23 protein-coding genes are annotated in these 24,312 nt (G+C 58.1%); 11 read left to right on the top strand and 12 right to left on the bottom strand.

Annotation, left to right across the window (positions count from 1 at the left end):
- Positions 1-2: 2 nt before the first annotated feature.
- The 7 genes from ACZ495_RS07000 to tolQ form a co-directional block, all read right to left on the bottom strand.
- Positions 3-974 carry a D-2-hydroxyacid dehydrogenase gene (locus tag ACZ495_RS07000; protein WP_012624488.1) on the bottom strand — a complete coding sequence of 324 codons (972 nt, stop codon included), beginning with the start codon at positions 972-974 and terminating at the stop codon, positions 3-5.
- 219 nt (positions 975-1,193) lie between these two features.
- The gene (gene pal / locus ACZ495_RS06995) at positions 1,194-1,661 is read right to left on the bottom strand and encodes a peptidoglycan-associated lipoprotein Pal (protein ID WP_012624489.1); all 468 of its coding nucleotides are present in this window, start codon (positions 1,659-1,661) and stop codon (positions 1,194-1,196) included.
- A gap of 224 nt (positions 1,662-1,885) precedes the next feature.
- The gene (locus ACZ495_RS06990; protein WP_012624490.1) at positions 1,886-3,205 is read right to left on the bottom strand and encodes a PD40 domain-containing protein; all 1,320 of its coding nucleotides are present in this window, start codon (positions 3,203-3,205) and stop codon (positions 1,886-1,888) included.
- A gap of 30 nt (positions 3,206-3,235) precedes the next feature.
- Positions 3,236-4,486 (bottom strand): TonB C-terminal domain-containing protein, encoded by a 1,251-nt coding sequence (locus ACZ495_RS06985; RefSeq protein WP_464262878.1) that lies wholly within the window; start codon positions 4,484-4,486, stop codon positions 3,236-3,238.
- A gap of 42 nt (positions 4,487-4,528) precedes the next feature.
- Positions 4,529-5,500 carry a cell envelope integrity protein TolA gene (gene tolA, locus ACZ495_RS06980; RefSeq protein ID WP_394026066.1) on the bottom strand — a complete coding sequence of 324 codons (972 nt, stop codon included), beginning with the start codon at positions 5,498-5,500 and terminating at the stop codon, positions 4,529-4,531.
- A gap of 6 nt (positions 5,501-5,506) precedes the next feature.
- Entirely contained in the window at positions 5,507-5,965 is a 459-nt protein-coding gene (tolR, locus tag ACZ495_RS06975; RefSeq protein ID WP_012624493.1) for a protein TolR, read from the bottom strand.
- Between the two features lies 1 nt (position 5,966).
- Positions 5,967-6,662, bottom strand: coding sequence for a protein TolQ (tolQ, locus tag ACZ495_RS06970; RefSeq protein WP_012624494.1), 696 nt, complete (start codon positions 6,660-6,662; stop codon positions 5,967-5,969).
- Positions 6,663-7,586: 924 nt separating this feature from the next.
- Here tolQ and ACZ495_RS06965 point away from each other — a divergent pair.
- From ACZ495_RS06965 to ACZ495_RS06955, 3 genes are all read left to right on the top strand, one after another.
- On the top strand, positions 7,587-9,017 hold the full coding sequence (locus tag ACZ495_RS06965) for a TolC family protein (RefSeq protein ID WP_464262877.1): 1,431 nt from the start codon (positions 7,587-7,589) through the stop codon (positions 9,015-9,017).
- Positions 9,018-9,050: 33 nt separating this feature from the next.
- Entirely contained in the window at positions 9,051-10,709 is a 1,659-nt protein-coding gene (locus ACZ495_RS06960) for a ribonuclease J (RefSeq protein WP_012624496.1), read from the top strand.
- Between the two features lie 274 nt (positions 10,710-10,983).
- Positions 10,984-11,244, top strand: a complete 261-nt coding sequence (locus ACZ495_RS06955; protein WP_072311167.1) for a hypothetical protein — start codon at positions 10,984-10,986, stop codon at positions 11,242-11,244.
- Positions 11,245-11,289: 45 nt separating this feature from the next.
- On the opposite strand, the gene ACZ495_RS06950 is transcribed toward ACZ495_RS06955, so the two are convergent.
- The gene (locus tag ACZ495_RS06950; protein WP_464262876.1) at positions 11,290-11,634 is read right to left on the bottom strand and encodes a hypothetical protein; all 345 of its coding nucleotides are present in this window, start codon (positions 11,632-11,634) and stop codon (positions 11,290-11,292) included.
- A gap of 798 nt (positions 11,635-12,432) precedes the next feature.
- Here ACZ495_RS06950 and hflK point away from each other — a divergent pair.
- The 7 genes from hflK (at position 12,433) to ACZ495_RS06915 (ending at position 19,789) form a co-directional block, all read left to right on the top strand.
- Complete coding sequence (gene hflK / locus ACZ495_RS06945; RefSeq protein WP_012624498.1) at positions 12,433-13,596, top strand: FtsH protease activity modulator HflK; 1,164 nt, start codon at positions 12,433-12,435, stop codon at positions 13,594-13,596.
- Positions 13,596-14,444: a protease modulator HflC gene (gene hflC / locus ACZ495_RS06940; protein WP_012624499.1), complete on the top strand. Its 849-nt coding sequence runs from the start codon at positions 13,596-13,598 to the stop codon at positions 14,442-14,444. The genes hflK and hflC overlap by 1 nt, the downstream gene beginning before the upstream one ends.
- 35 nt (positions 14,445-14,479) lie before the next feature.
- Positions 14,480-15,172 (top strand): LexA family transcriptional regulator, encoded by a 693-nt coding sequence (locus tag ACZ495_RS06935; RefSeq protein WP_041724739.1) that lies wholly within the window; start codon positions 14,480-14,482, stop codon positions 15,170-15,172.
- 2 nt (positions 15,173-15,174) lie between these two features.
- On the top strand, positions 15,175-16,425 hold the full coding sequence (locus ACZ495_RS06930) for a lytic murein transglycosylase (protein ID WP_464262875.1): 1,251 nt from the start codon (positions 15,175-15,177) through the stop codon (positions 16,423-16,425).
- A gap of 592 nt (positions 16,426-17,017) precedes the next feature.
- A complete protein-coding gene (locus tag ACZ495_RS06925) occupies positions 17,018-17,674 on the top strand; it encodes an HDIG domain-containing metalloprotein (protein ID WP_072311187.1) in 657 nt (218 codons plus the stop codon).
- Complete coding sequence (locus ACZ495_RS06920; RefSeq protein WP_012624504.1) at positions 17,637-18,557, top strand: D-alanine--D-alanine ligase family protein; 921 nt, start codon at positions 17,637-17,639, stop codon at positions 18,555-18,557. Before ACZ495_RS06925 ends, ACZ495_RS06920 begins: the two co-directional genes overlap by 38 nt.
- 314 nt (positions 18,558-18,871) lie before the next feature.
- Positions 18,872-19,789 (top strand): DMT family transporter, encoded by a 918-nt coding sequence (locus tag ACZ495_RS06915; protein WP_012624505.1) that lies wholly within the window; start codon positions 18,872-18,874, stop codon positions 19,787-19,789.
- 127 nt (positions 19,790-19,916) lie between these two features.
- Here ACZ495_RS06915 and ACZ495_RS06910 read toward each other — a convergent pair whose 3' ends face one another.
- The 4 genes from ACZ495_RS06910 to rfbF form a co-directional block, all read right to left on the bottom strand.
- Positions 19,917-20,894, bottom strand: coding sequence for a prenyltransferase (locus tag ACZ495_RS06910; protein ID WP_464262874.1), 978 nt, complete (start codon positions 20,892-20,894; stop codon positions 19,917-19,919).
- Positions 20,895-20,896: 2 nt separating this feature from the next.
- Positions 20,897-21,394, bottom strand: a complete 498-nt coding sequence (locus ACZ495_RS06905; RefSeq protein ID WP_072311172.1) for a dTDP-4-dehydrorhamnose 3,5-epimerase family protein — start codon at positions 21,392-21,394, stop codon at positions 20,897-20,899.
- Between the two features lies 1 nt (position 21,395).
- A complete protein-coding gene (gene rfbG, locus ACZ495_RS06900; RefSeq protein WP_464262873.1) occupies positions 21,396-22,511 on the bottom strand; it encodes a CDP-glucose 4,6-dehydratase in 1,116 nt (371 codons plus the stop codon).
- A 131-nt stretch (positions 22,512-22,642) separates the two neighbouring features.
- A complete protein-coding gene (gene rfbF, locus ACZ495_RS06895) occupies positions 22,643-23,407 on the bottom strand; it encodes a glucose-1-phosphate cytidylyltransferase (RefSeq protein ID WP_012624509.1) in 765 nt (254 codons plus the stop codon).
- 187 nt (positions 23,408-23,594) lie between these two features.
- Between rfbF and ACZ495_RS06890 the strand changes: the two genes are divergently transcribed.
- Positions 23,595-24,281: a hypothetical protein gene (locus tag ACZ495_RS06890; RefSeq protein WP_464262872.1), complete on the top strand. Its 687-nt coding sequence runs from the start codon at positions 23,595-23,597 to the stop codon at positions 24,279-24,281.
- The last annotated feature ends 31 nt before the right edge of the window (positions 24,282-24,312 follow it).

Raw genomic sequence — 24,312 nt, 5'->3', positions numbered from 1 at the left:
GATTAGACGCTGCTCACCCCGTTGACTACGTTGACGGGTGTGCCGGCCTGCCAGCGACGGATATTTTCCGCCGTGAGATCAATGATGTTCTGCCTTGCCCTGGTAGTGGCCCAGGCAATATGTGGGGTGATGAGCGTATTGGGGGCAGAGAGCAGGGGGTTATCGGGGCTTGGCGGCTCCTCCGAGAGTACGTCTGTGCCGAGTCCACCCAACTGGCCGCTTTTAAGGGCGGCAGCAGCGGCGGCTTCATCGACCAGCGGACCACGGGAGGTATTGAGCAGAATGGCACCCTTGCGCATGTTGGACAGAGTCTTGGCATTGATGATGTGCTGCGTTTCTTTCGTCAGGGGGCAGTGCAGCGAAATGACATCCGAAGCGCAGATAAGATGCTCCAGCGTGGCGAAAGCAAAGGGGCTGTACGCGGGTGGATTCTTTGGGGTGCGGCATTGGGCAAGAACATTCATGCCGAAGGCATGCGCCAGCTCGCCCATGCGGCGGCCAATGGAGCCAAAACCAATAAGTCCCATGGTCATGCCTTCAAGGCAGACCGGAGGCACTTTCCAGTAGCACCACTGTTTTGATTTTTGCCAGTCGCCGTTTTTGACGCTCTGGGTATGCAGGCTGGTGTGACGGCACAATTCAAGCAACAGGGCCATGGCATGCTGGGCCACATCACTTACCCCGTAAGCCACCACGTTGCATACGGGTATGCCCCGCTGGGCCAGCGCTTCGGTATCAATGATATTATATCCTGTAGCTAGTACGCCTACCATACGCACACTTTCAAGGGCGGGCAGATCTTCCTTGAGCAGGGGGGTTTTGTTGGTGAGGAGCACATCCGCACCCCTGGCGCGCTCGGCCAGCTGATCCTTGCTGGTTTCGTCATATATGCTTACATCGCCCAAAGCGGTGACAGGCCCCCAATCAACATCGCCGGGGTTGAGCACCCCGCCATCCAGAATGACAATCTTCATGAGAATATCCTCGCTTAGGCGCAGTGTAGCCTGAGCCAGTACCCTTCGCAAGGCCTCTGCCCGCGCGAACAAAACACATGAACGCAGAAATGTGGTGCGCGCACGGAGCAGATGCGTTGCCGCAGGCAGGGTGCGCGTGGCAGGTTGGCGCAATTGCCGCAGAGAAACAGAAAAGGCCACCCTTGCGGGTGGCCTTGCATTCGTCACAAAGACCGGGGTCTAGTGAGCGATAACGCGGAAGTCGTCGCGGCGGTTCTTGGCCCAGGCGGCTTCGTTGTTACCCTGCACGGCGGGGTTTTCCTTGCCGTAGCTGATCATTTCAAGCTGGTTGGGGTTCACGCCCATCATGACCAGGTACTCATACGCAGCGCGGGCGCGGCGCTCGCCAAGGGCGAGGTTGTATTCCTGGGTGCCGCGATCGTCGCAGTTGCCTTCGATGCGAACGCGGATGGCGGGGTACTGCTTCAGAAGGTCGCCCTTCTGCTTCAGCATTTCTTTGTACTGGTTTTCAACGTTGAATTTGTCGAAGGCGAAGTACACGCGGCCATCAGTGATCTGCTGGACGGCAGCGCGCATTTCAGGGGTCATGCCATCATCATAGCCAGGTTCGCCAGTGGTTTTCTTTGCACAACCAAAACCGGCAGCCAGAGCCATGACCAAAGCGAGAATAAGAGCGTAGCGTTTCATTGTGTCCTCCTGAACAGCTCATTCTCCAAGAAATTAATACCTTTCCTTTCTGCACACGTAAGGGCGCATTGCCCTTGCATTACAGATGGTATCCGCACCGTAATTTTTGTCAAGGAGTGTGCGGGGGGTTAGGCGCACTTTCGTAAAATATTTTTTACCCGGTTGGATCGAAAAAAGCAACAAACCGGGTAAAAAACATTTTTTTAAATCTTATTATACTGAATTTATTGCTTTTGCTGTCCGGGCATGCCCCACCGGGGGAAAGACGAGTCTCCGCCGCCTGTGGGCACTCTTTTGGCGTCGCCGCCATGCCGCGTGGTCAGGTAGATGCCGCGGCCGCCTCCACGCGAGGAGGTGAAGGCGATAAAGTAGCTGTCCGCACAGAAAGAGGGTTGTTCGTCGCTGCCGGGACCAAAGCTGATCTGGCGTTCGGTGCCGGTGAGCATGTCCTGCACGAAAATGCGGTGGCCGTATTCTGTCATGCGGCTATAGACCACAAGCGTGCCGTCAGGGGACAGGTTGGCCTCGGAATTGTACGTGCCGTTTTTGCTCACGCGGGTAACGGACCCACTGCCGAGATCCTTGAGGAATATCTGCGGGCCGCCCAGACGGGATGAGGTAAAGGCCATCTTGGTGCCTGTGCTGTCAAAAGTGGGCGACACGTTGATGGAATCGTTCTGCTCAAGCACCCGTTCTTTCTGGAACACATGATTGAGCTGGAAAATGACAGGGTACTTGCCGTTGGAAAGGGCCACTGCCACCTTGTTGTCAGGCATAAAGGCAGGGCCTATGACCACGTTGCCGGGAAAGCGGATGCGCTGCACCTTGCCGGTGGAGCGGTCCCACACGCCAAGGGCATGCGATTTGGGGTCTATCTGGGTAAAGACCACAAAGCGGCCATCCGGCGACCATGCAGGCGACATGGATTCGCCGGGCATATTGGTTATCTGGCGCAGGTCGCGTCCGGTAGGCTTGACCAGCCAGACGTTGGAGTCCATCTTGCCGTTCTTTTTGATGAAGGCCAAGGTGGAGCGGAAAAAGGCCCCGTTGCCTGTCAGGGCTTCAAGCAGGTCGGCGCAGAAGCGGTCCGCCACTTCGGGCAGATCGCGGGCGTTGACCTTGGGGTATTCCTTACCGAACAGGCGGCCACCGGTATTGGTTTCAAATGCGCGAATCTGCACAGGGCGTGTGCCGCTGTCACCCTCGGGCCAGAATGTGGTCACCACAATGTCAGAACCGGCAAGCTGAAAACGCTTGAAGTCCAGAGTGGGCGGCTCATATCCGGCCAGCACCACGCCGCCAAGCACAGCTTTGGGGTCCGTCAGGCGCATGAAAGGCAAAAAGCTCAGGTTTTCCTGAACAATTTTTTGCAGATCCGCGCCCATGCCCGTGGCCTGCACCTGCGGGCCTTTGAGAGGAGCAGCCAGAGCCAGATTGACGATGTTCTGGCCCGGACCGTAAATATCCACGCGCATGGCGGCCTGTGCTCCGCTTCCCAGAGCCAGCCAAAGCCCCAGAGCCAGGAGAAGAAGCAGTTTTTTCATGGCGTCAGCAGTCCTTGTTGGGTCGGCGCGCTAGCGGCGCACCAGTGTAAGAGTTATGTCCAGCGTTGCGCCAAGGTCTCCGAGTGGCGGCGGAATGCTGCCTGCCTTCCGGATGCCCCGGCGCACGAACGGATCAAGATGCCTGTCGCCGCTTTTTTCAAGAAAAGCGACATCTTCAATAGCTCCGGTGGTGGGGTTCACCGTCAGCCGTACAGTAGGATAATAGGTCCCGGGCGGCGTTTCAACCGGTATGATGATGGCGTTGGCAAGCTGCCAGCTCAGGCTGGAAAAATATTTGCCGTGCTTTTTTCCATACTGGTCCTGCGCCCTGTTGTCCGGCCCGTAGATGCGCGGTTCGTCCGGCTGGGTTGCGGGTTGCGCCGCCGTGGGCACAGGGCTGGCAGTTGTTGCGGACGTTTCCTGAACCGCGCCTTCCATTGCGCCTGTGTCCGCCGTCGTGCCGGCGGCTTCTGGCGAAGGTTGCGCGGGCAGGGGCGTCGGGGCGATGATCAGGGGCGGGGTTTTTTTCGTCACAGCCGCAGATCCGTTCCCGGCGCTTCCAGAAGCGCCGATAGCCACCGTGGCCGGGGAACTGTCCTGGCTGTAGCCCACTACCCGGGCGTTCTTGCCGGTCTTTTTCCTGCCCTTGCCGCCTGCCGAGCCGGGGTCAGCCGGGACAGGCTGAACCAATGCCGGGGCCACGGGGGCGGGCCTGACGGCGGGCAGGTCCATGCCGGTGGCCTTGGCGGCCTCTTCGGCCCGTTCACGGGCGCGCTCTTCGGCACTGGCCGCACGGCTGTCGCTCATGGCCGCTTCGGCCTTGGTCCGCGCACGCTCTTCCTGGCGCATGGCTTCCACATCATCAATGGGCGCAGGCCGCACCTTACCCCTTGGCATGCCTGTCCAGAAAGACAGGTGCACCTCAAGGGCTTTACCGTGGGGCGTTTTGCCGAAATTGCCGATCTGGCGCACCGCGCCGCAGGCGGAGCTGTCCAGGGCTTCCATACCGGAAGGGCGCACCGGACTGCAGTCCTGCACGTGGCCTGTACCGTCAAGGGCCACTTCTATCTGTACCTGAAAATCACCCTTGAGCGCCGGTGGGGGCGCCCATATTTCCACAACCTTATTGAGCATTTTTCCGGTGTAACCGCCTGAAGCGTCAGCAGCGGCCATGGCCGCCGCCCGCGCGCCCGGCGCCGCAAGGCACAGGGCCGATGCGGCGGCGAGCAGAACTGTTACGGGAAAAAATGAAAGAAGCAACCTGCGCTGCGGGGAAGGCATTGTATCCTCCTGTGGGCGCAAAACAGCCTATATTTAAAAGGGCTATCTGCCCATGAGTTCGTTGAGGGTAAACACAAGGTCCAAATCACAGTATTCCGCCGATGGCGGCGGGGGAAAGTCTCCGCTCTGGCTGGTACGAATAACGGCATTGACTGCCGAGGCGTCAAATTGCGAGTTGCCCGAGCCTTGCGAAACCACAGCCTGTTGCACCTTGCCCTGCATGTCTACGCGTACGCGCACAATGCAGCTCAGGTTCAGGCGGCCTGCCGAGGCAAAACCCCAGTTGGGGCGCACTGCCAGCATGACCTGTCCCATATATACATCACCAAGGCCGCCGCCGCCAGCACCATCACCTTCGCCGCCACCGCCGCCGCGATTACCCCCGGCACGCTTCTGGGCCTGGGCCAGGGCCTGTTCCACAGCATTGCCCCTGTCGCCGGAGTCCGCGCGGGAAGTGGCTTTGCGTTTGGCCTGTTGCAGAGCCGCAGCCACCGGGTCTTCAGCGGGCTTCTGGGTGTTTTTTTTGTCGTCCTTCCGGGCCTGCTGCTTGGGCGGTTCAGGTTTTTTCTGATCCTTGGGCTTTTCGGGCTCCTTGGGCTTTTCCTGTTTTTGCTGCTTTTCTTCTTTTTTTGCGGCTACAGGGGTTGCCTCGGGCTTTGGCTCGGGCTTTGGTTCCGGCTTTGGCTCGGGTTTCGGTTCGGGTTTTTTAATGGGAGCGGCATCCTGCCTGGGCGTTGGCGGCACAGGAGAAGGCTCTTTTATTTCCACCCGTTCCGGTGCGGCCACTTCGGCTTTGGGCGCAGGAGGCGTGGGGGCAAGGGGGCCGTCGCCCGGCGCGCCCATATGCCCGAGAATGGGAGACGGCGTGCGGTTGCCGCCCGGCGCGCCTTCCACGAGGCTGATCATCACAGGCGGCGCGTCCAGCCGTATGGGAGGGGGGCTGGGCCAGAACCAGATAAGCAGAAAAACTGCCAGGTGCAGGCACAGGGAAAGAACATAGGAGGCCAGGCGCATAGGAACCTACTTCGGGGCACGGGCAGGGGCGTTTTTGCCGCCCTTGGCCGGGGCTTCGTCGGGCTGTTCGGCGATCACACCGAGTTTCTCTATGCCGACGGCCTTGATATGCCCCATCACTTCCACCACTGTGCCATAGGGTACGGCCTTATCGGCCTGGAGGAAGAGAGTTTTGTTTTTTTCTTTGACCAGGCGCTGCAGATAGCCTTCGAGGTCTTCCATATTGTCAACGCCGTATTCATCCAGATATATCTTGCCGTCACTGCGCACGGTCAGCACCATATGGTCTGCTTCTGTGGGCAGCACTTCCACCTGTGTGGTTTGCGGCAGATCTACCTCAAGCCCCTGGCTCATCATTGGGGTGGCTACCATGAAAATGATGAGCAGCACCAGCATGACGTCCACAAAAGGCGTGACGTTGATTTCCGAAACGAATTTGTTGCCGTTGCCGACACTGGCGCCCATATTACATCTCCGTTGCGCCCGTGCGCTGCACGGGGCGGTGGGCGTTAAGCTCGCGCTGGACGCGGTTCAGAAAAACGCCCGCAAAGTTCACCAGCAGGGTGTCCACCTGCGAAAGTTTGCCCATAAAGACGTTGAAGCCGATGGTGGCGGGAACGGCTACGGCCAGGCCGATGGCGGTAGCCACCAGCGCTTCTGAAATGCCCGGGGCTACCGTGGCCAGCGAGGCGGACTTGAGCATGCCGATGGAGTGAAAGGAACTCATAATGCCCCAGACAGTGCCGAAAAGACCGATAAAGGGAGCGGTATTGGCCGTGGTGGCCAGCAGGGAGAGCGAACGCTGCAGACGCGACAGTTCACTGCCTACACCCTGGCGCAACGCGCGGCGAACGTTGTCCACCACGACTTCACTGCTGTTGCCCAGCTCTTTGGAGCGGTTAAATTCCAGCACACCCTGATGGGCGATGTAGTAAAGGGGAGAGGACGGGTCAGACCCCAGCGACTGCACGGCTTCGCGCAGGTTGGGGGCCTTCTCGAATCCGGTGGTGCCTTCAAGCGCCTTGTTGTTGGCGGCGCTGAGGGCAAAAAACTTTTGAATCATCAGGCCCCAGCTGGTGATGGACATGACCACCAGAAGCGCCAGAACCGCCTTGGCCACCAGGCTTGCCTGGGCAATCATTGAAAAGAAGCTGAATTCCATAAGGTTCTCCATAAGTGCGCAGCAGCCTTGGTTTTCACAAATCGCCGCAAGTAGTGCCGGAACGCAGGGCGCAAAAAAGCGCCGGCCATGACGGCAGCGCCGCCACAGTCGCATACGGCTCTGGGGCGGAGAATGCAACGAGTGGGGCAAATTTTCAAGATTTTTTTAGACCTTTTGCCCCTGATCCGCTTTGGACGGGGATTTTATCGCCCGCTGAGGGAATGCACCCGCCAGGGGTTTTCGTCAAGTCCGGTCTTCTTTTCGACTGTCTTTCCGGTTCGCTGCGCCCCCTGAGTCGTGCTTACCCGCGCAATGCCTCCTGGTGCGGGCCATGCTGCGGGGGATGGCGGCAGAGGGGCCTGCCGCCGGAAAGGAGCCGCCTTGCCGTCAGCGCCACGCGCATCCGGCCTGGGGAGAGCCGCAGGCTGTGCGCGACACGTCATCTTATATGAAGGCAGGTTTTTGGCAACCAGACCGGCAGTGCGGCTGGCGGCCAGTCTTGCTTCAGGTTTTAAGGCGCGCTGACCTGTCAAAATTTATGGATATTTCTGAGGCCCGGTGACGCCGGCGAGGTTCCGGCGTATGCTCCGGTACGCTGTGGTTGCTTTCTTTCAGCTTTTCCGGCGAACTGCAAGAATTCCTATAAGATGGTGGTTTTTGAAAATATATTGCCGTAAATGCGAATGCATAATTTATATTTATTTTTTATTTTCAATAGGATATATATCAGGACGTCATAAGGAAAAGCAGGGTCTGACGCGCCTTTGGCGATATGGGCCACGAGAGCACAGGGGTGGGGATAAAGGCGGGCAGGGCTGTATTGCCAATGCTGTGCCGGGCGTTGTATGAAGAGCCATGCGATGTTCGTCCTCTCCATGCGCCTGTCTGAAGGCGCGTGCCACTTTCTCAAGAACGGCGGTTTCAGTGATTCGCTCGTCTGCTCTTTCTCTTGTTATTCTGGCTGTCTTTCTCTGTACCTCTTCCGCTGCTGCAAGCCGTAATACGGCATCCGGGGCTGCGGTTCCCCTTTTTCAAGGGCAGCGCAGCCTTGGCGGCCAGAATGGAGCAGGGGCAGAAGCCACGGGCGGCCAGCCTGGCGGCGTACGCGGCATCACCATGCTGGATGCGGTGAATCAGGCTCTGGAGCATAATCCGAGTCTGGGTTCGCAGGAGGCGCAGGGCCGCTCATCTGAAGAAAGCCGCAAGTCTGCCCGGGGAGCCTTTGGTCCCAGGCTTGGCATGACATACTCGGTTGCCAAGCAGGAAAGAGACAGCACCGTGCGCAACACCGACCCGCCCAAAATGGGTACATACAGTTGGGGCGTGGAGGTTTCTCAGCCTGTTTTTCAGGGGTTTCGCCTGCTGGCAAATTACCAGAAAGCGGCCTTGCAGGCTGATAGTGACAAGGCGGCATTGCGCAATGCCGAGCTTGCCATGACAGAGCAGGTGCAGACCCAGTTTCTGAATTTCTTGCGATATGACGAAAGTGTGCGCAGTGAGCGTGACGCCCTTGCGCGTTTGCGCGACCAGCTCCGCATCACCACGGCTTTTTTTGATGTGGGACTTCGCCCGCGTCTGGATGTACTGCAGGCCGAAGTGGACGTGCGGCAGGCTGAGAATGCGGTGATCAAGGCTGAAAACAGCCGAGACACAAGCCTGGCAAAGCTGAACACCCTGCTGGGCTTTCCGGCCACGGCGGGGGTGGGATATACGGGGCAGCTGGCCCATGTGCCGTTCACACGCTCCCTTGAGCAATGCCTCGAAGCGGCATACCGGCAACGGCCGGACATCTATATGGCCGCAAAATCTGTGGAAATTGCGGGCAAAAGCCAGCAGGCCGTGCAGAGCGACTACTACCCGCAGGTTGAGGCCTATTATAATGTAACCCAGAGCGGCAATACCCCTGATCTTCAGAAAGACGGCGCCAGCGGTTCCCGCACACAGACCTGGGAAGCGGGCGCGCGTGCCACCTGGAACGCTTTTCAGTGGGGCACGACCTATTATGCCGACAAGGAAGCCGGCTGGCTTGTAACCAAGATGCGCTATGAGGCCGAAAACCTGAAGCTCAATGTTGGTTACGACATCAAGTCCAAGCTTCTTGCCGTGCATGAAGCGGAAAAGCGCATCAATGTGGCGGAAAAGGCCGTAGAGCAGGCCACCGAGGCGTATAATGTGGCTCTGGCCCGCTACCAGGAGCAGGTGGGCACAAACTTTGACGTGCTGGACGCCTCATCCAAACTTACTTCGGCCCAGGCTTCGCTTACGGGCGCCAAGGCCGACTATCTTACAGCCCTGTCCCAATTGTATGTGGCCATGGGCGAATTTAAACCTGACCTGATGCGGCGCGACCGGTAAACGGCTTCGCGCCCAAGCACAAGCGATAGAGGAATGAAAGAACCCTACCTTACCATCACGCCCCTGGGGGGCCTTGGAGAAATCGGCCTCAACTGCCAATTGTGGGAAACCGCCGGCGGCGTGGTCATGGTGGACTGTGGACTCATGTTCCCCGACGACGCCCATCTGGGTGTGGACGTGGTCATCCCGCATTTTGGCGCGGTAAGCGCCATCAAAGACAAACTGCTCGGCATCGTGCTCACCCACGGCCATGAAGACCATATCGGGGCCTTGCCCTGGCTTGTGCCCGAGCTTAAAGGTACACGCATCTACGGTTCGCGTTTTACCCTTGCCCTGGTGGAGCACAAGCTGCGTGAGCGGGAAATTCTTGACTGGGTGGAACTGTGCCCGGTGGACGCCCGGACGGTTCTGCCCCTGGGCGATCTGACGTTTCACTTTTTTCCGGTCTGTCATTCCATTCCCGAAGGCTTCGGACTGGGGGTGGAAACCCCTGTGGGCCGCGTCGTGCACAGCGGCGACTTCAAGATTGACCCGCATCCCCTGGATGGTACAGGCACGGACCTTGATGTCTTCAGCAACTTTGCAGGCCCGCAGGGCGCGCGTCTGTTACTTTCAGACTCCACCAACGTCATGCGTGACGGCCGCTCCCTTACGGAAAGGGAAGTGAAGGACTCGCTGGAAAAGATTTTTTCCAGCGCAGAAGGCCGTATCGTTATTACACTTTTTTCGAGCCATATCCAAAGAATACAGGAAGTGTTCGACCTTGCACGCGAATACGGGCGCACGGTCGTCATAAGCGGCAAATCACTGGCCAATAATATCGAGATGGCCCGGGATCTGGGTTTCGCCAAATTGCCGCCCTCTTTTTTCAATGCGCATAACGGTGTTCCCGATCTGCCCGACAACCAGATCGTTCTGGTGGTCACAGGGGCGCAGGGCGAACCTTTGTCGGCCCTGTCGCGCATGGTGCTCGGCGGTCACAGGCAGCTTGAAGTGCGCAAGGGCGACACGGTGGTCATGAGTTCGCGCATGATCCCGGGCAATGCCAAGGCCGTAGCCAAGCTTATTAACGAAATGTACCGCATCGGCGCGGAAGTGCTGTATGAAAGCGTGCATGCCATTCATGCTTCGGGGCATGCCCAGCGCGAAGAACTGCGTGAAATGTTCGAGGCCGTGAGGCCGGAACTTTTTGTGCCGGTACACGGCGAATACCAGCATCTGGTCAAGCACGGGCGTCTGGCCGTGGAGTGTGGGGTAAAAGAAGAAAACGTCGTTCTGCTGGAAGACGGGCAGCCCCTGACCCTGCTGGAAGATTCTTTCAGGCTTGAGCAGAAAGTGCCTGTGGAGTGCACCCTTGTGGACGGCAAGGGCGTTGGCGACGTGGGCTATGCCGTACTGCGCGAGCGCCGGATCCTTGGCGACGAGGGTATGGTTATCGTGGTGCTGGTGGTAGACTCTGAAACGGGCAGTGTACTGCACGGGCCGGAAATGATCTCCAAGGGCTTTGTGTTCGAGCAGCATTACAGCCATCTGCTCGAAGATGCCAAGTGCCTTGTGCTGGATGAGATAGAGGCCGCTCGCCCGGGGCAGCTCAATCGCATGCAGGAGGGCATCCGATCTTCGTTGCGGCGTTTTTTCCGCCGTGTGCTGGAGCGCGACCCCGTGGTTGTACCCATCATCAGCGAAGTTTAAGGGCAGATCAAGGGCTGCCGCAGTTCAATAAGCAATGCGGCATGCCCAGCCCGGCCAGCCCCGGTAAATACGATTATCCCGCCGTGCCCACGGCTTTTGCGGTGTGACGTCAATCCACCGGTGCATGCCGCCAGATGGCTGACAGGCGTCTGCCAGATGACTTCCTGGCGGCTGGCAGGCGACCGTGAAGCCCTCCAGCGCCAGCGACGGCACATATCTTGCTTTGTTCATGACAGGCACACAGCGGCGGTAAAAACTGCCGTAAGGAGAAGTCATGAACAAGACAGTCGGTTCCGCCGGTATTCCTTATATTATGTTAAGCACTGCTTTGGCGGGCTGTGCGCTGTTTTTCGGGCTTTTGCTCTGGCAGGGCGGGCATGATCCCGTCCGCCAGGATTCTCTGGCCTATGCCCCGGGTTTTGCCGTTCAGGCCGACGTGGTGGAGGTGGTCAGGGTGGTTCCGCTGGCAGGAGCCAAGTTGCGCAGCCCCAGCGTCGATGCGCATTCCGGTGCTGTGGTGCAGCTGGTTTACTAGGGCTTGGTTTTAATGGTCCCTGAGCCAGCGGCATAAAGAGCCTTTTCAGGGCAGCCATGTGCCTACGGCCGACCTGTCTTCCTGAAGAAACCCTTTGTTCTGCGTAACAGCATCTTCAGCCTTGAGGCCCAGGCATCGCGCGTTTGCCGCTTCTTTCCCACGCGGTATTTTCAGTGCTGCGATGGACCAGTTTCTTTGGTCACCGGGGTGCGGCGCAAAATCTGCCCGGCCATACCTCTGGCTCCATTGCCTGCACAGATTCAGCCCCGCACCCTGCTCGCGCCACTGCCGGGTCTGTGCGCTCTGAGCGTACCTTTTTCGCGACCTCTGGTGCATGATCACCTGAAATGCCCGCACAATGGCCGAAGCACTATTGCTGTTTTCGTCCACAATTTTTTCTGCCGTAACATCCAAAGCAGACTCGCCCTGCACACATGGTTGCGCTGCCTGCCCAGACTGAGGCAGAGCGTCTTTGGGTATTTTTTGTCAGTGCGTACAGTCACGGTTTACCTCAGTCTTTATGGTAATGAGTGTTTTTATCGCTACAGCCTCGTCTTTCATGTTCTTGCGAAAAAATATTTATCGAGTACAGTTTTACGGAAAATCTGAAAATCGCTCAGGACGATCAGATATTTTATTGGCGTGCAAGCCGTGCCGGCAATGCCCATTTGGGCCATAGCCCGGCACGGCCAGAAATCAGGCCTGCAGCGGATGCATCCGAAAGAATGCACAGGCGTTGTGAACAGTTTTTTGTTTTTATACCGCTTTTGATGCAATATTTTCCTATATTGCTCATAAAAATAGAGGAATATACATTTTTTGAGTGGACCGCATATGAAAATAAAAAAGAAGTTGCAAAGCCCTGCAGTCTCTGGAATACTCTAAAATGTATGCCGTTGACCCCTGTATTTGTGCTTCATACTTCATGATATGAAGTAGTTAGGGAAGTCGAGCGGAAGCAGATGATGAACAAGACAGGGCTGCCGGTGAAGTACCGGGCAGGCTTGACGGTGGATATGCTGTATCTTGTTTAGTATGCACTTGTTTACCACGGAAGCATTGGCGTTCTTGACCACACCGCATTCATGCCCTATTTTTATCTCTTCACACATATTAAAATCGCAAACATTTTTCAGTCATGATCGGCTGAAATCATGTCGCGAATCAAAAAAAAGGTAAACCTCCGTCATGAATTGGGATTGGGACAAGCTACAGGAAAAGAGGCAACGGCAGCAGGGGGCCAATCCTCCCCCCAAGCCGCCCCGCAACACTGAGCCTGACAACGATGAAGGGCAGGACCGGCAGCCCCCACGGGCGCGGCGTACTCCTTTTAACGGTCGGGGCAGAGGGGATGACAATCCCTTGAAAAAACTGTCGCAGATGAACCTTCCCAATGGAAAGGCCTTTTTTCTGATCGGTCTGGCGGTGGTGGGGCTGTGGCTTCTTTCGGGTATTTACATCATTAATCCCGACGAGCAGGGCGTGGTGCTGCGCTTCGGCAAGTATAACCGCACCGAAGGTCCCGGTCCTCATTACGCATGGCCTGCCCCCATAGAAAGCGTGTACAAACCGCAGGTTACCCAGGTGCTGCGCAGTGAGGTGGGTTTTCGCTCCGTGGGGCAGAGCACCACATTTCAGCAGGGGCAGGTACGCACGGTCTCTGAAGAAGCGTCCATGCTCACCGGCGATGAAAATATCGTCAATGTGCAGTTCAGCGTACAGTACAAGATCGGTGATCCGGTACAGTATCTGTTTAACGTGAGCGCGCCCACGGCTCTTGTGCGCAATGCCGCCGAGGCCGCCATGCGCGAGGTCATCGGCAATAGCCAGATCGACTCGGCCATCACTGACGGCAAGCTGAAAATCCAGAGCGAGGCCACACAGCTTCTGCAGACCATTCTGGACCGCTACGGTGCGGGCATCCAGGTGCTGGCCGTACAGTTGCAGGACGTGCACCCCCCGCAGGAAGTCATTGATGCCTTCAAGGACGTTGCCAGCGCCAGAGAAGACAAGAGCCGCATCATCAACGAGGCCGAAGCCTACCGCAACGAACTGCTGCCCAAGGCACGAGGCCAGGCGGCGGCCATGCTCAACGAGGCAGAATCGTATCATGCTGTGCGCGTGCGCACAGCCGAGGGTGAAACCTCCCGTTTTGACGCCCTGAGCGCGGAACACCGCAAGGCCCCCAAGGTCACCGAGCAGCGCCTTTACTATGAAACTATGGAAGATATTCTTGCCGGTGCTGATGAAAAAGTGCTTATGGATGCCCCGGCGGCATCCCGTGCCTTGCCTTATCTGAATCTGCCCAGCCTGGGCGCCCCTGTTGCCCCCAAGGCGTTGGAGAGAAAATAATGCGTACCAATCCTCTGCCGGCTGTCATCGTGCTGCTGCTGATCGTTGTGGTGGGTAGCCAGTGCTTTTTTACTGTCCATCAGACGCAAACGGCTCTTGTGCTTCAGCTGGGTGATCCCCTGGACAGGGTGTATGGCCCCGGCCTGCATTTCAAGATGCCTTTTATCCAGAACGTGGTGTATTTTGATTCGCGGGTGCTGGATTACGAAGCCCGCTCGCGTGAAGCCTTTACGGTAGACAAGAAAGCCATTGTGCTTGACAACTACGCCCGCTGGAAAATTATCGATCCCCTGCAATTTTACCGTACCATGCGCACCATACCTGGAGCGCAGGCGCGGCTTGACGATGTTGTCTACTCCCAGCTGCGGGCGCTGGTGGGCGCATACACCCTCACCGAGGTTGTCTCCTCCCACCGTGCGGCCATCATGAAGGAAGTGACAAACAAGGTTTCAGCCTTGATGCATAGTTACGGTGTTGAAGTGCTGGACGTGCGTATAAAACGCACCGACCTGCCGCCGGAAAACCAGCGTGCCATCTTCGGGCGCATGCGGGCGGAGCGTGAGCGCCAGGCCAAGCAGTACCGTTCCGAAGGTGAGGAAGAATCCACGCGTATCCGTTCCGACGCTGACCGTCAACGTGCAGTTATATTGGCTGAAGCCGCGCGCGAGGCTCAGATAAAACGCGGTGAAGGCGACGCCAGCGCCGCATCCATCTACGCCCAATCCTATAATAAGGCGCCTCAGTTCTATGCGTACCAACGCTGGCTGGAGGCCATGCGCAAATCTCTCAAGGAGAACAGCAAGATGGTGCTGGCCAACGAAGCGCCTCTTCTTAATCCTCAACATTGATGATGCGGCTTGTCCGCATTATGGAGTTCAAGATCATGCCTGCCTTTGCAGAAATATACGAACGTATCAAACTGGCGACAAACAGCCGCACTCAGGTGGAATTGGCCGAGGTGCTGGATATACGCCAGTCGAGCATCTCAGATGCCAAGCGCCGCAATTCCGTTCCCGGCGACTGGTTTATGAAGCTGTTTGAGAAGTTCGGGCTTAATCCCGACTGGCTCAAGCAGGGCATAGGGCCCATGTACCTGCGTACCGAGCAGGGGTACATGCCGCAGGATGCGCCTGCGGCGCTTGCGGAAAACGCCGCCCACTACGGCGATACTCTTGCAAGGGGATCTGTGGTTTCTGTTTATCACATGAATTGCGATTATGATGACGAGCAGCCACGCCCGTCCCTTGAAGTGGCGGGAAAAATTTCCCTGCCGCATTCTTATATGAAAGACAGCCTTGCTGTCCTGCGCATGCGTGGAACCAACATGACCCCCACTATTATGTCCGACGCACACCTTGGTGTGGACACTATGGACAGGGACGTGATTTCCGGCCGCGTGTATGCACTTTTTGCGCCCAACGAAGGCGTGATTCTTCGTCGTCTGTTCCTGAACAGCGCGCAGGACGGGTATGTGCTGCGTTCTGATTCTGCGAACTTCCCCGAAACAACACTCACCCCCGACCTGCTGACCAGACGTTTGCTGGGCCGGGTGGTGTGGGTATTTCAGGACTTATAAACATGACCATAACGCTGGCCGGAAAAGCTTCTTTAGCCACGTTCAGAACGGTCAGCCTGATATGCTGTCTGGTCTGCGGCATGCTCGTGGCCGCCTGCGGCGGCGCGCATACCCAGCCGGTTTCAGAACCTGAAAGCGCCGGTCCGGCCCATGGGGTCGTTCCGGGCAAGGTTGCCGGCCACGATTTGCCCGCAACGGACGAAGCGGTAACTGGCCGGAGCGGCGGGGGAGATCTCTCCCCCGTTCGTCCCGGCCTCCAGGCGCAGCCGGAACTACCCGGCAACGAAAATGTCTCGGAGGCGGGTACGTCTGCCATGGCCCCGGTCTGGCTGCCGCTGGCCATGCGGCTTGCCGCCGATGGGCTTTCCGGACCGCGGGTAGACGCCCTGCTGGGTACGCTGGCCTCTACGCCCAGTCAGTCACCTATGGGCCGCAAAATGCTTGAGCTTTACAAAAGCCGTTTCATGCCCCGGCCTCCTTCCGCCAAGCCCACGTCCACAACCTACTACAAAGGGGTCGTAACGGAACAGAATGCCCGCTTGTGCCGCGCGTTCATTGCCGAGCATAAACAGGCGTTCAGTCAGGCCCAGGCCCGCTACGGAGTCCCTTCGTCCGTGGCAGTGTCTCTGCTTTTTGTGGAAACGCGCCTTGGCAAGGTGCTGGCTGATGTGCCGGAAAACGCCCTTTACACCCTGGCTAGTATGGCCGTGAGCCGTGATTCTTCGCAAATCGATCAATGGCTGCCGCGTATGCCGGGCTATGAAGAACACATGGACTGGCTGCAGGAAACCATGCCGAAACGTGCCGACTGGGCCTATAAAGAAGTACGGGCTCTTGTGCGCCATATCCTGCAGGATGATCTTGATCCCCAGTACCTGCCCAGCTCCATTTACGGGGCGGTCGGCCTGTGTCAGTTCATGCCCTCCAATATCGCGGCGTATGGAGCGGACGGTGACGATGACGGCAAGGTTGACCTGTTTCATGTGCCGGATGCTGTGGCAAGCCTGTCCAACTATCTGGTACGGCATGGCTGGAAGCCCGGCATAAGCCGCGCGCAGCAGCACAAGGTGCTCATGACCTATAACCGGTCCACGGTCTATGCCAATACCATTCTTGCCCTGGCCGATCTCGTGCAAAAGCCCGAAGCTGCGGCAGGCAAGGCCGCTGCACGGGGGCGGCCGGAAAAAAGCGCTGCTTCCGGCAAAGGCGGCAAGGCCCGCCCTTCCGATGTGAACGCCGGGCAGGGGTCTTGAAGCGGCCGGTACTACACGAAGCCATCAGCCTTGCTGTCACGACAGGGGATGACGCGAATATACCCATGCCGTTTGCCTGATGTTCCGTTTATGGAATATTTGAAAAAATCAGATGCTTTTGTGATAAACCGGCATGCCGGGCAGCCATGCGCGACACCTGCCCGGCAGGATTGCTGCGCGGCAGTGCCGGGGAGTGCTCCGGAAAAAACAATGCATACCGGTCTTTTCAGTGCAGGGACTGCCGCTTTCCGAGTTCCTTGTTCTCTCAAGTTATTATTTCATCTACCGATGAAGTGAATGTGGGGGTTCCCCACCGTGGCCGCCTGTTTCGTCAACAGGCCCGCTCCGGTGTATCCGGCGATATACCGGAGATGGGTGAGCCGCCGCTGCCGGGGTGTCCCCGGTAATGGCTCGCTTTCGTGCTGCCCGGCACAGGGTCGGAGCAGTCATCCGAAAGTGAGTATTTGCGGTTGTGTGCCCGCAAATCGCCCGGCGTTCTCTTGAGCGCCGGGCGCACTTTTTTGGGGGGCGTAACCATATGTGCCTTGTGGCTTTTCTTGCCATCGCGCCTGCTGGGTGGCATACTTTACGGATGAAGTGTTCATCACAGTCCGAGTTTCCCCGGATACGGCGGCCGCTGGCTGATCTGCCGCAGTTGCTGGAGCTTGGGGATCCCGCCCGGTCCCGCAGCGTACCTGACGATGCGGCATGCTTTGCCTTGTGGGATAAATACGACATGCTGCCCAACATCCGGCGGCATTCGTTCCTTGTGGCCCATATTGCGGCTACCCTGGCCGCGCGCGCGGCCGCGTCGGGTTTTGACGTCAATGTGTCTGAAGTGCGTGCCGGAGGGTTGTTGCACGATATCGCCAAAACGTACTGTGTGCGTCATGGCGGCAGCCATGCCCAGGTGGGCGCTGCCTGGGCCGTGGCCGAAACAGGCAACTATGCTGTGGCACAGGGTGTCATGATGCATGTCTGGTGGCCCTGGGACCTGCCTGCGGGGCGAGGCATCTGTGCGCTGCCGTTTTTTGTGATGTATGCCGATAAAAGAGTCAGACATGACGCCTGCGTCAGTCTGGAAGAAAGGTATGACGACCTGCTGGGCCGTTATGGGCACAGTGAGGCGGCGCGTGAAGGTATTTGCGCCGCCTTCCGCCAGGGAAAAAATATTGAAAACGCTCTTTCGGAGCAACTGGGATGGACACTGAATGAAGATTCTTTTGATTGCGGGCGGCTGGTCTCCTGAACGGCAGGTATCACTGAACGGCGCAAGGGCCATGGTTCCTGCCCTGGAGGCGCGTGGTCATGAGGTGACATTTTTTGACCTTCTTGAAAATTTTAACGGTCTGCTTGCCGCCGCCGAGCAGCATGATTTCGCCCTCATCAACCTGCACGGCGCTCCGGGTGAAGATGGCCTTGTGCAGGCCATGCTGGATCAGGTGGGCTGCCCCTACCAGGGGGCCGGTCCCGCAGGCTCTTTCCTGGCGCTCAACAAGTGCGCGGCGAAACAGATATTTCGCCGGGCGGGCCTGCCCACGGCGGACTGGGACTTTGTGCCCGCGTTCCCCGGAAAAGACTGGCAGCCCCGGCTGCCATATCCCCTGTTTGTCAAGAGCAATACAGGGGGGTCCTCACTGCGCCTCGGCCGCGCGCGCAACCGTGCCGAGCTTGACGATATTATGGGCCAGATATTCGCTGCGGGCGAAGAAGTCATCATGGAACCCGTGCTGCCGGGCCGTGAAGTGACGTGCGGTATTCTGGGCGAAGATCCTCTGCCGCCCATCCTTATTGAGCCGGTAGCCGGGGATTTTTTCAATTACGAGAGCAAGTACGAACAGGACGGCGCGCGCGAGCTATGCCCGGCCCCCATTGGTGACGAACTGACCGCACGTGTACAGGAACTGACCCTCGCCGCACACAGGGCGCTTGGCCTCAGGGGGTACAGCAGGGCAGACTTTATCCTCGGGCCGGACGACAGCCTTACCCTGCTGGAGGTCAATACCTTGCCCGGCATGACCGCCACCAGCCTTGTACCGCGCGAGGCCAGAACCATCGGCCTTGATTTCGGCCAGTTGCTTGAGCGCCTTATGGAACTGGGCCTCGCCGACTGTAAAAAAAAACAGATGTAGCGCAGCAGTAAAGGGTCTTCGTGCGTGGTGCAAACCCGCACCGCCTCTCCATTCCACCGTGGTAAGCATGGCGGGCCGGAGGGGTTTTTTATCAGCATGCCGAAGGAACGGAGTCCTTTTGTCGTGACACATGCTGCGCGAACATGCCCGGCGGGCGCTCATTGCCGTTCCGCCGTGTCTGGCATACGGCAGAACAAACACTCCGCAGGGTCTTATGCCCTGCTTTCGGGGCGACGCACAGGTTCAAAAGGCCTGCCTGCACCCATTCAGGTATGTCGAAGGCGCAACAGTCTACACTTAACAACGGTGGCTCCATGTCTGACAAAAAAAATTCTGTTGGCCATCTGGCGGCTTTGCTTTGCATTCTTGTCTGGGGTGCAACATTCATTTCCACCAAGGTTCTGTTGCGCGACTTCAGCCCTGTTGAAATTCTTTTTTTCCGGTTCAGTCTGGGTTTTGTCGCCCTGTGGCTGGCTTGTCCCCGCGCTTTGCGGCTGGATGATAAAAAGCAGGAATGGCTTTTTGCAGGAGCGGGGCTTGCGGGAGTAACGCTTTATTTTCTGCTTGAAAATATCGCGCTTACCTACACTTTCGCCTCTAACGTGGGCGTTATTGTGGCTGTGTCGCCGTTTTTCACGGCCTTGTTGTCGTTCTGGCTGCTGGCGGCCGAAAAGCCGGGGCTTAACTTTTTTCTGGGCTTCACGGCAGCCATTCTGGGTATAGGGCTCATAAGCTTCAGCGGCAGCGCCAGCCTGCAACTCAATCCGCTGGGAGACCTGTTGGCTGTGCTGGCCGGGCTTGCTTGGTCGTTTTATTCCATCCTTACGCGTAAAATTCTGGCTTTTGGCTATAACAGCCTTCAGGTAACGCGCCGCTGCTTTTTTTATGGGCTGGTTTTCATGCTCCCCAGCTTGCCTTTTATGGAGTTCCACTGGGGGCTGGAACGCTTTGCCCAGGTCGTGAACTGGGGCAACATGGCCTTTCTTGGTCTTGGAGCCTCGGCCCTGTGCTTTGTGGCCTGGACGTTTGCCATCAAGCGTCTGGGGGCGGTGAAAAGCAGCGTCTACATATATCTTGTTCCTGTGGTGACGGTTATTACAGCCGCTCTCATACTGGATGAACGCATCACCTGGATGGCCGGGATGGGAACCGTGCTGACGCTGGCAGGTCTGGCGCTTTCGGAGATGCGGCAGTTTCGCCTATGGAAAAAAGCCGCCTCGCTGCGGCAGTGAGGTGCGTCGGAAAATTTCGGGCAGTCTTTTCATTCCTGTCCCATTTGCATGAACGCCCGGAAGCTCTGCCAAAACAGACTTTCCGGGCATTCATGCTTTCCGGTTTGGAGATTTTTTACCGTGCCGATTACAGGGCTACCCCCGCAATAAGCGCGGCACCGCTCAGCAGGTAACACGTGCGCACAAGGTGGCCGAATGAATCCAGGTGCAGCCAGTCGCCTGTTCCTGCATCACTTATGTGGCGGCAGGCCCGCAGATAAAAAGGCAGGCCAAGCAGGGTCAGAGCCACGGGCCATCCGGCCAGGCCAGCAGCCCACAGATTGAGCAGCAAAATCCACACAGCGGGCCACCACAGGCGAAAAACAAGGGCGGCCTTGTCCTTGCCCAGCCTGTTGGCAAGTGTATGCTTGCCTGCGGCCAGGTCTGTCTCGATTTCAGGCAGACTCTGGTAATAGAGCACTCCCGCCACCATAAGACCCACAGGCAGCGACAGAGCCAGGCTGCGCGGGTCAAATCCTTCAAGCAGCAGGGCAGCGCTGGCGCTGACCATGATGACGCCCATGTTCAGGCATACAAAAAGCTCGCCAAGCGCCCTGTGTCCGTAACGTATGGGCGGAGCCACATAAAAGATGGCCGAGGCGACGGCAAAAATACTTACAAGCCACAGGCCGGGCCGCAGGCCGGCTGGCGCCAGCGTGGCCAGCAGGCCGCCTACAGCCAGGGTGGCCGGGGCAAGCAGCAGAAGCGCCACGGAGAGCTGGCGGGGACTGATAAAGCCGCTCTGTATCACACGCGAGCCGCCGATATTGTCACCGCCATCCACGCCAAGGATATGGTCAAACAGGTCATTGGCAAAATTGGCGATGGTCAGGCCCAGAAAGCAGCCCAGCAGAAGCAGGGCGTATATCAGCCATTGGCGGGGAGTAATCTGCCCCTGGAGGCGAAAGGCAAAGGACAGGGCCAGGGTGACGGGTATGGCCGCGGTGATGAGAAAAGGCGGGCGGCAGGCCTGCCACCATGCCTGGAAATGCCCGGCAGCCGAGAGCCGCGGGGCATCGGCGGACCGCCCTTGCCAGGCAGCCCGCAGCAGATTGCCGTAATTCATGATTATGCCTTTTCCATTTTCCAGCAATAGGGAATGGACGGATCGTCCACGGGCAGGCGCTGTCCCTCGGCGGGATCGTGAGGGATATCCGCGCAGTTGCAGATGAGCGCCGGGGCATCACCCATGGCGGCAAAGCCGTACCATACGCCCGTGGGAATACGCAGGAGAAAATAGTTTTCCGGCCTGCCCAGGGCCAGTTCACACACGACGCCCTCGGTGGGGGAATCCGGGCGGCCGTCGTAAAGCACAATGCGCAGTAGTCCCGTGGGTACGGCAAAGTGCTGCACCTGCCGGGTATGACGCTTCCAGGCCTTGATGTGGCCGGGCAGGACTTCTGAAAAGTATACTTCACCGAATCCCTTACTGAAGTCCGGCAGCAGGGCGGAACCGGGGCGCAGCATGTGCAGCACCGGTCCGCCGGGTGTGGGAATTATTCCCAGTGATTGCAGCAGTGCCCCGTCAATGCCCACATTCCGGGCCACGGTTTCGAGGGCGTTCATGCTACTTTATCCAGAGCTGGCCGCGCTGTTCGGCGGCATTGACGTAGGCTGCGATCTGCCCAAGGGTGAAATCCAGCATGTTTTGCGGTTTTTTGCCGCCAACGCCCTGATAGAAGCAATGATACCATTCGGCAGTATAGCGGATGGTTTCCTCAAAGTTGAGGGTGGCCTTCCAGCCCAGGTGGGCAAGGGCCTTGTCGCAGCAGAGCTTGAGCAGGGTGCATTCTTTCATGCCCGCCTGTCCGGCCTTGTCCATTTCACTGGCAAAGCCGGGCCAGTGCAGGGCCAGGGCGTCCACCACCTCGGCCACCGTATTGTTGACGTCAGCGGCGGGGCCAAAGTTGTAGGCCTGACCGCGCAGGTCAAAGGGGTTGTTTTGGCCGAGCAGCAGGCGTGCGCCCAGCCACAGATAGCCGGACAGGGGTTCAAGCACGAGCTGCCAGGGGCGGGTGGCCCAGGGGCTGCGTATCTGCACTGCCTGTCCCGCAGCCCAGGCACGGGCGCAATCGGGCACGATGCGGTCAACGGCCCAGTCGCCGCCGCCGATGACGTTGCCCGCCCGAACCGTGGCGCAGGCAGGGCCATCCTTGAAAAAACTTTCAAAATAGGAGTGAGCGATGATTTCGGCGCAGCCCTTGGAGGCAGAGTAGGGGTCGTGCCCGCCCAAGTGGTCGGTTTCACGATAGCCCCAAACCCATTCATCATTTCTGTAGCACTTGTCAGAGGTTATCATCACGGCCGCGCTCACGTCCGGACAGGCGCGCACAGCTTCCAGCACATTGAGGGTTCCCATCATGTTGGCCTCAAATGTCAGGGCCGGATCATCATAGGACTTGCGTACAAGCGCCTGGGCGGCAAGATGAAAAACCACATCCGGGCGAAACTGGCGCACCGCGCGCACCACAGCATCGCGGTCGCGTATGTCGCCGCGCAGGTCGGCCTCAAGGTGCGCACCCAGATTCATTGCGGCATAGTGAGAAGGTTCGGTGGGTACATCGTCGGAAAAACCGCCCACCACAGCACCGAGCTGGCTTAGCCACGCGGCCATCCAGGAACCTTTGAAACCCGTGTGCCCGGTTACGAAAACCCGGCGTCCCTTATATGCATTGGCAAACATATGTGTTCCTCACAATAATTTCTTGCTGTATCCGCGCGCAGCCGCGCATATGCAGCGCAGGACAGGCCGGGTGCGGGGCCTGCACAGCCCGGCGGGCCATGCAGGCGGCGCCGCTTGCACGTCAAGAGGGTTTATACCCAGAATGCACGGCCGGAATCCCACATTTCGTTGAGCTTTATGGAGTCGCGCAGGGTATCCATGCACTGCCACTGGCCGGGATGTGGATACATGGAAAGCTGCCCTTCTGCCGCCAGCCGCTGCAGGGGTTCTTTTTCAAGGTCGCAGTTTTCATCTTCGCTGAGGTAGTCCAGAAACTCGCGCTTGAAGACAAAGAAACCGCAGTTGATGTATTCATCCAGCACGGGCTTTTCTTCCCAGGAGAGTATCCTGCCCTGATTATCGGTACGCACAGTGCCGAAACGTGAGGGCATACGCACGCCGGTAAATGTTCCTATGCTGCCGGACTGTTTGTGAAATTCTATAAGTTTGTTCAGGTCTATATCCGCCACACCGTCGCCATAGGTGACCATGAAACGGTCGGTATCGATATACTTGGCCACACGCTTGAGGCGTCCGCCCTTGAGGGTTTCTTCACCCGTATCGCACAGGGTGACGCGCCAGTCTTCTATATGGCTGGGATATGTGGTGATGGACCCGCTTTTCAGATCAACGGTAAAATCTGTGTTGCGGATGTTATAATCGTGAAAATATTGCTTTATGACCTGGCCTTTGTAGCCCAGGGGCAGCACAAAGTCCTTGAAGCCGAAACGCGCATAGATGGACATGATGTGCCACAGCACGGGCCGTCCGCCGATCTCAACCATAGGTTTGGGTTTGACCGAGGTTTCTTCGCGCAGGCGCGTTCCCTTGCCGCCACACATAATAATGACTTTCATGTAAGTGCCTCCTGACGCCGCGCCTCAGGTCCAATGCCGTGCGCCGCGTGTGGCCCATGTGTAGCAGAACGCCGTGAGGAAAAAAAGCCCCGCAGCCTTCCTGTCCCCCCTTTGCATAGGCGCGTGTGAAGGGGTATAAGAAATTACGGCGTCTGTATGCATGCTTCGCCTTTACCAAGGGGTATATATGAAAAAAGACAATCGTTCCTTCCGTTTTTTACCGTTGATTCTGATTATGGCCGGGCTGCTGGCTGCCTGCATTGCATCCGGCCCGCAGAAGACATTGAAAGATATGGCAGAAGCCCTGAAAAAAAATGACAGCGCGGCTTTTCTTGCCCAGGTTGACCTCAAAAGCTTTGCCGCCAACGAAGTCAAAAACATGACCCGCGAAGACGCGCCGCTGGGGCTGCTGGACAGCCTGGGCCGTTCGCTGGGCATCGGTGGCGTAGATCAGTTGATCGGCAGTATTGTGGATATGGAGGCACGCCTTCAGGGCCACTTTAACCGTGGCGTCAGCACGGGTGAACTGATGGCCCAGTGCCGCGAGGCGCAGACGCCCGACTGTCCCTGGGTGCCGGAAAGCCTGGCTGATGCCAAGGTGATGGAAATCGGCCCCAATGCCGCCGTGGCCCAGGTAACCACCCCTGCCCGCATGACAAGCTGGCTTGCGCTGCGCAAGGTCGGTGAAAAGTGGCAGGTGGTAGGGCAGGCGGTGATGGAAAGCACGGCCCGGCAGTATGCAGCAGGTTCCGGTGCGCCGGCCCCGGAAAAGCCCGCGCCCCAGACCCCGGCACCCCAGAAGCCCGCTCCTGAAAAAACTGTTCCGGATCAGGACAACAGGGCAGGCAACAGTCAGGGTGTAAGCAGAATCTGAAGCAGTGCTCTGGGGTTTGCCCCTTTTTGAT

The organism is Desulfovibrio sp. GTC20076 (assembly GCF_055385905.1).
The sequence above is the reverse complement of the archived record's forward strand: the minus strand, read 5'-3'. Positions and strand labels throughout refer to the sequence as shown.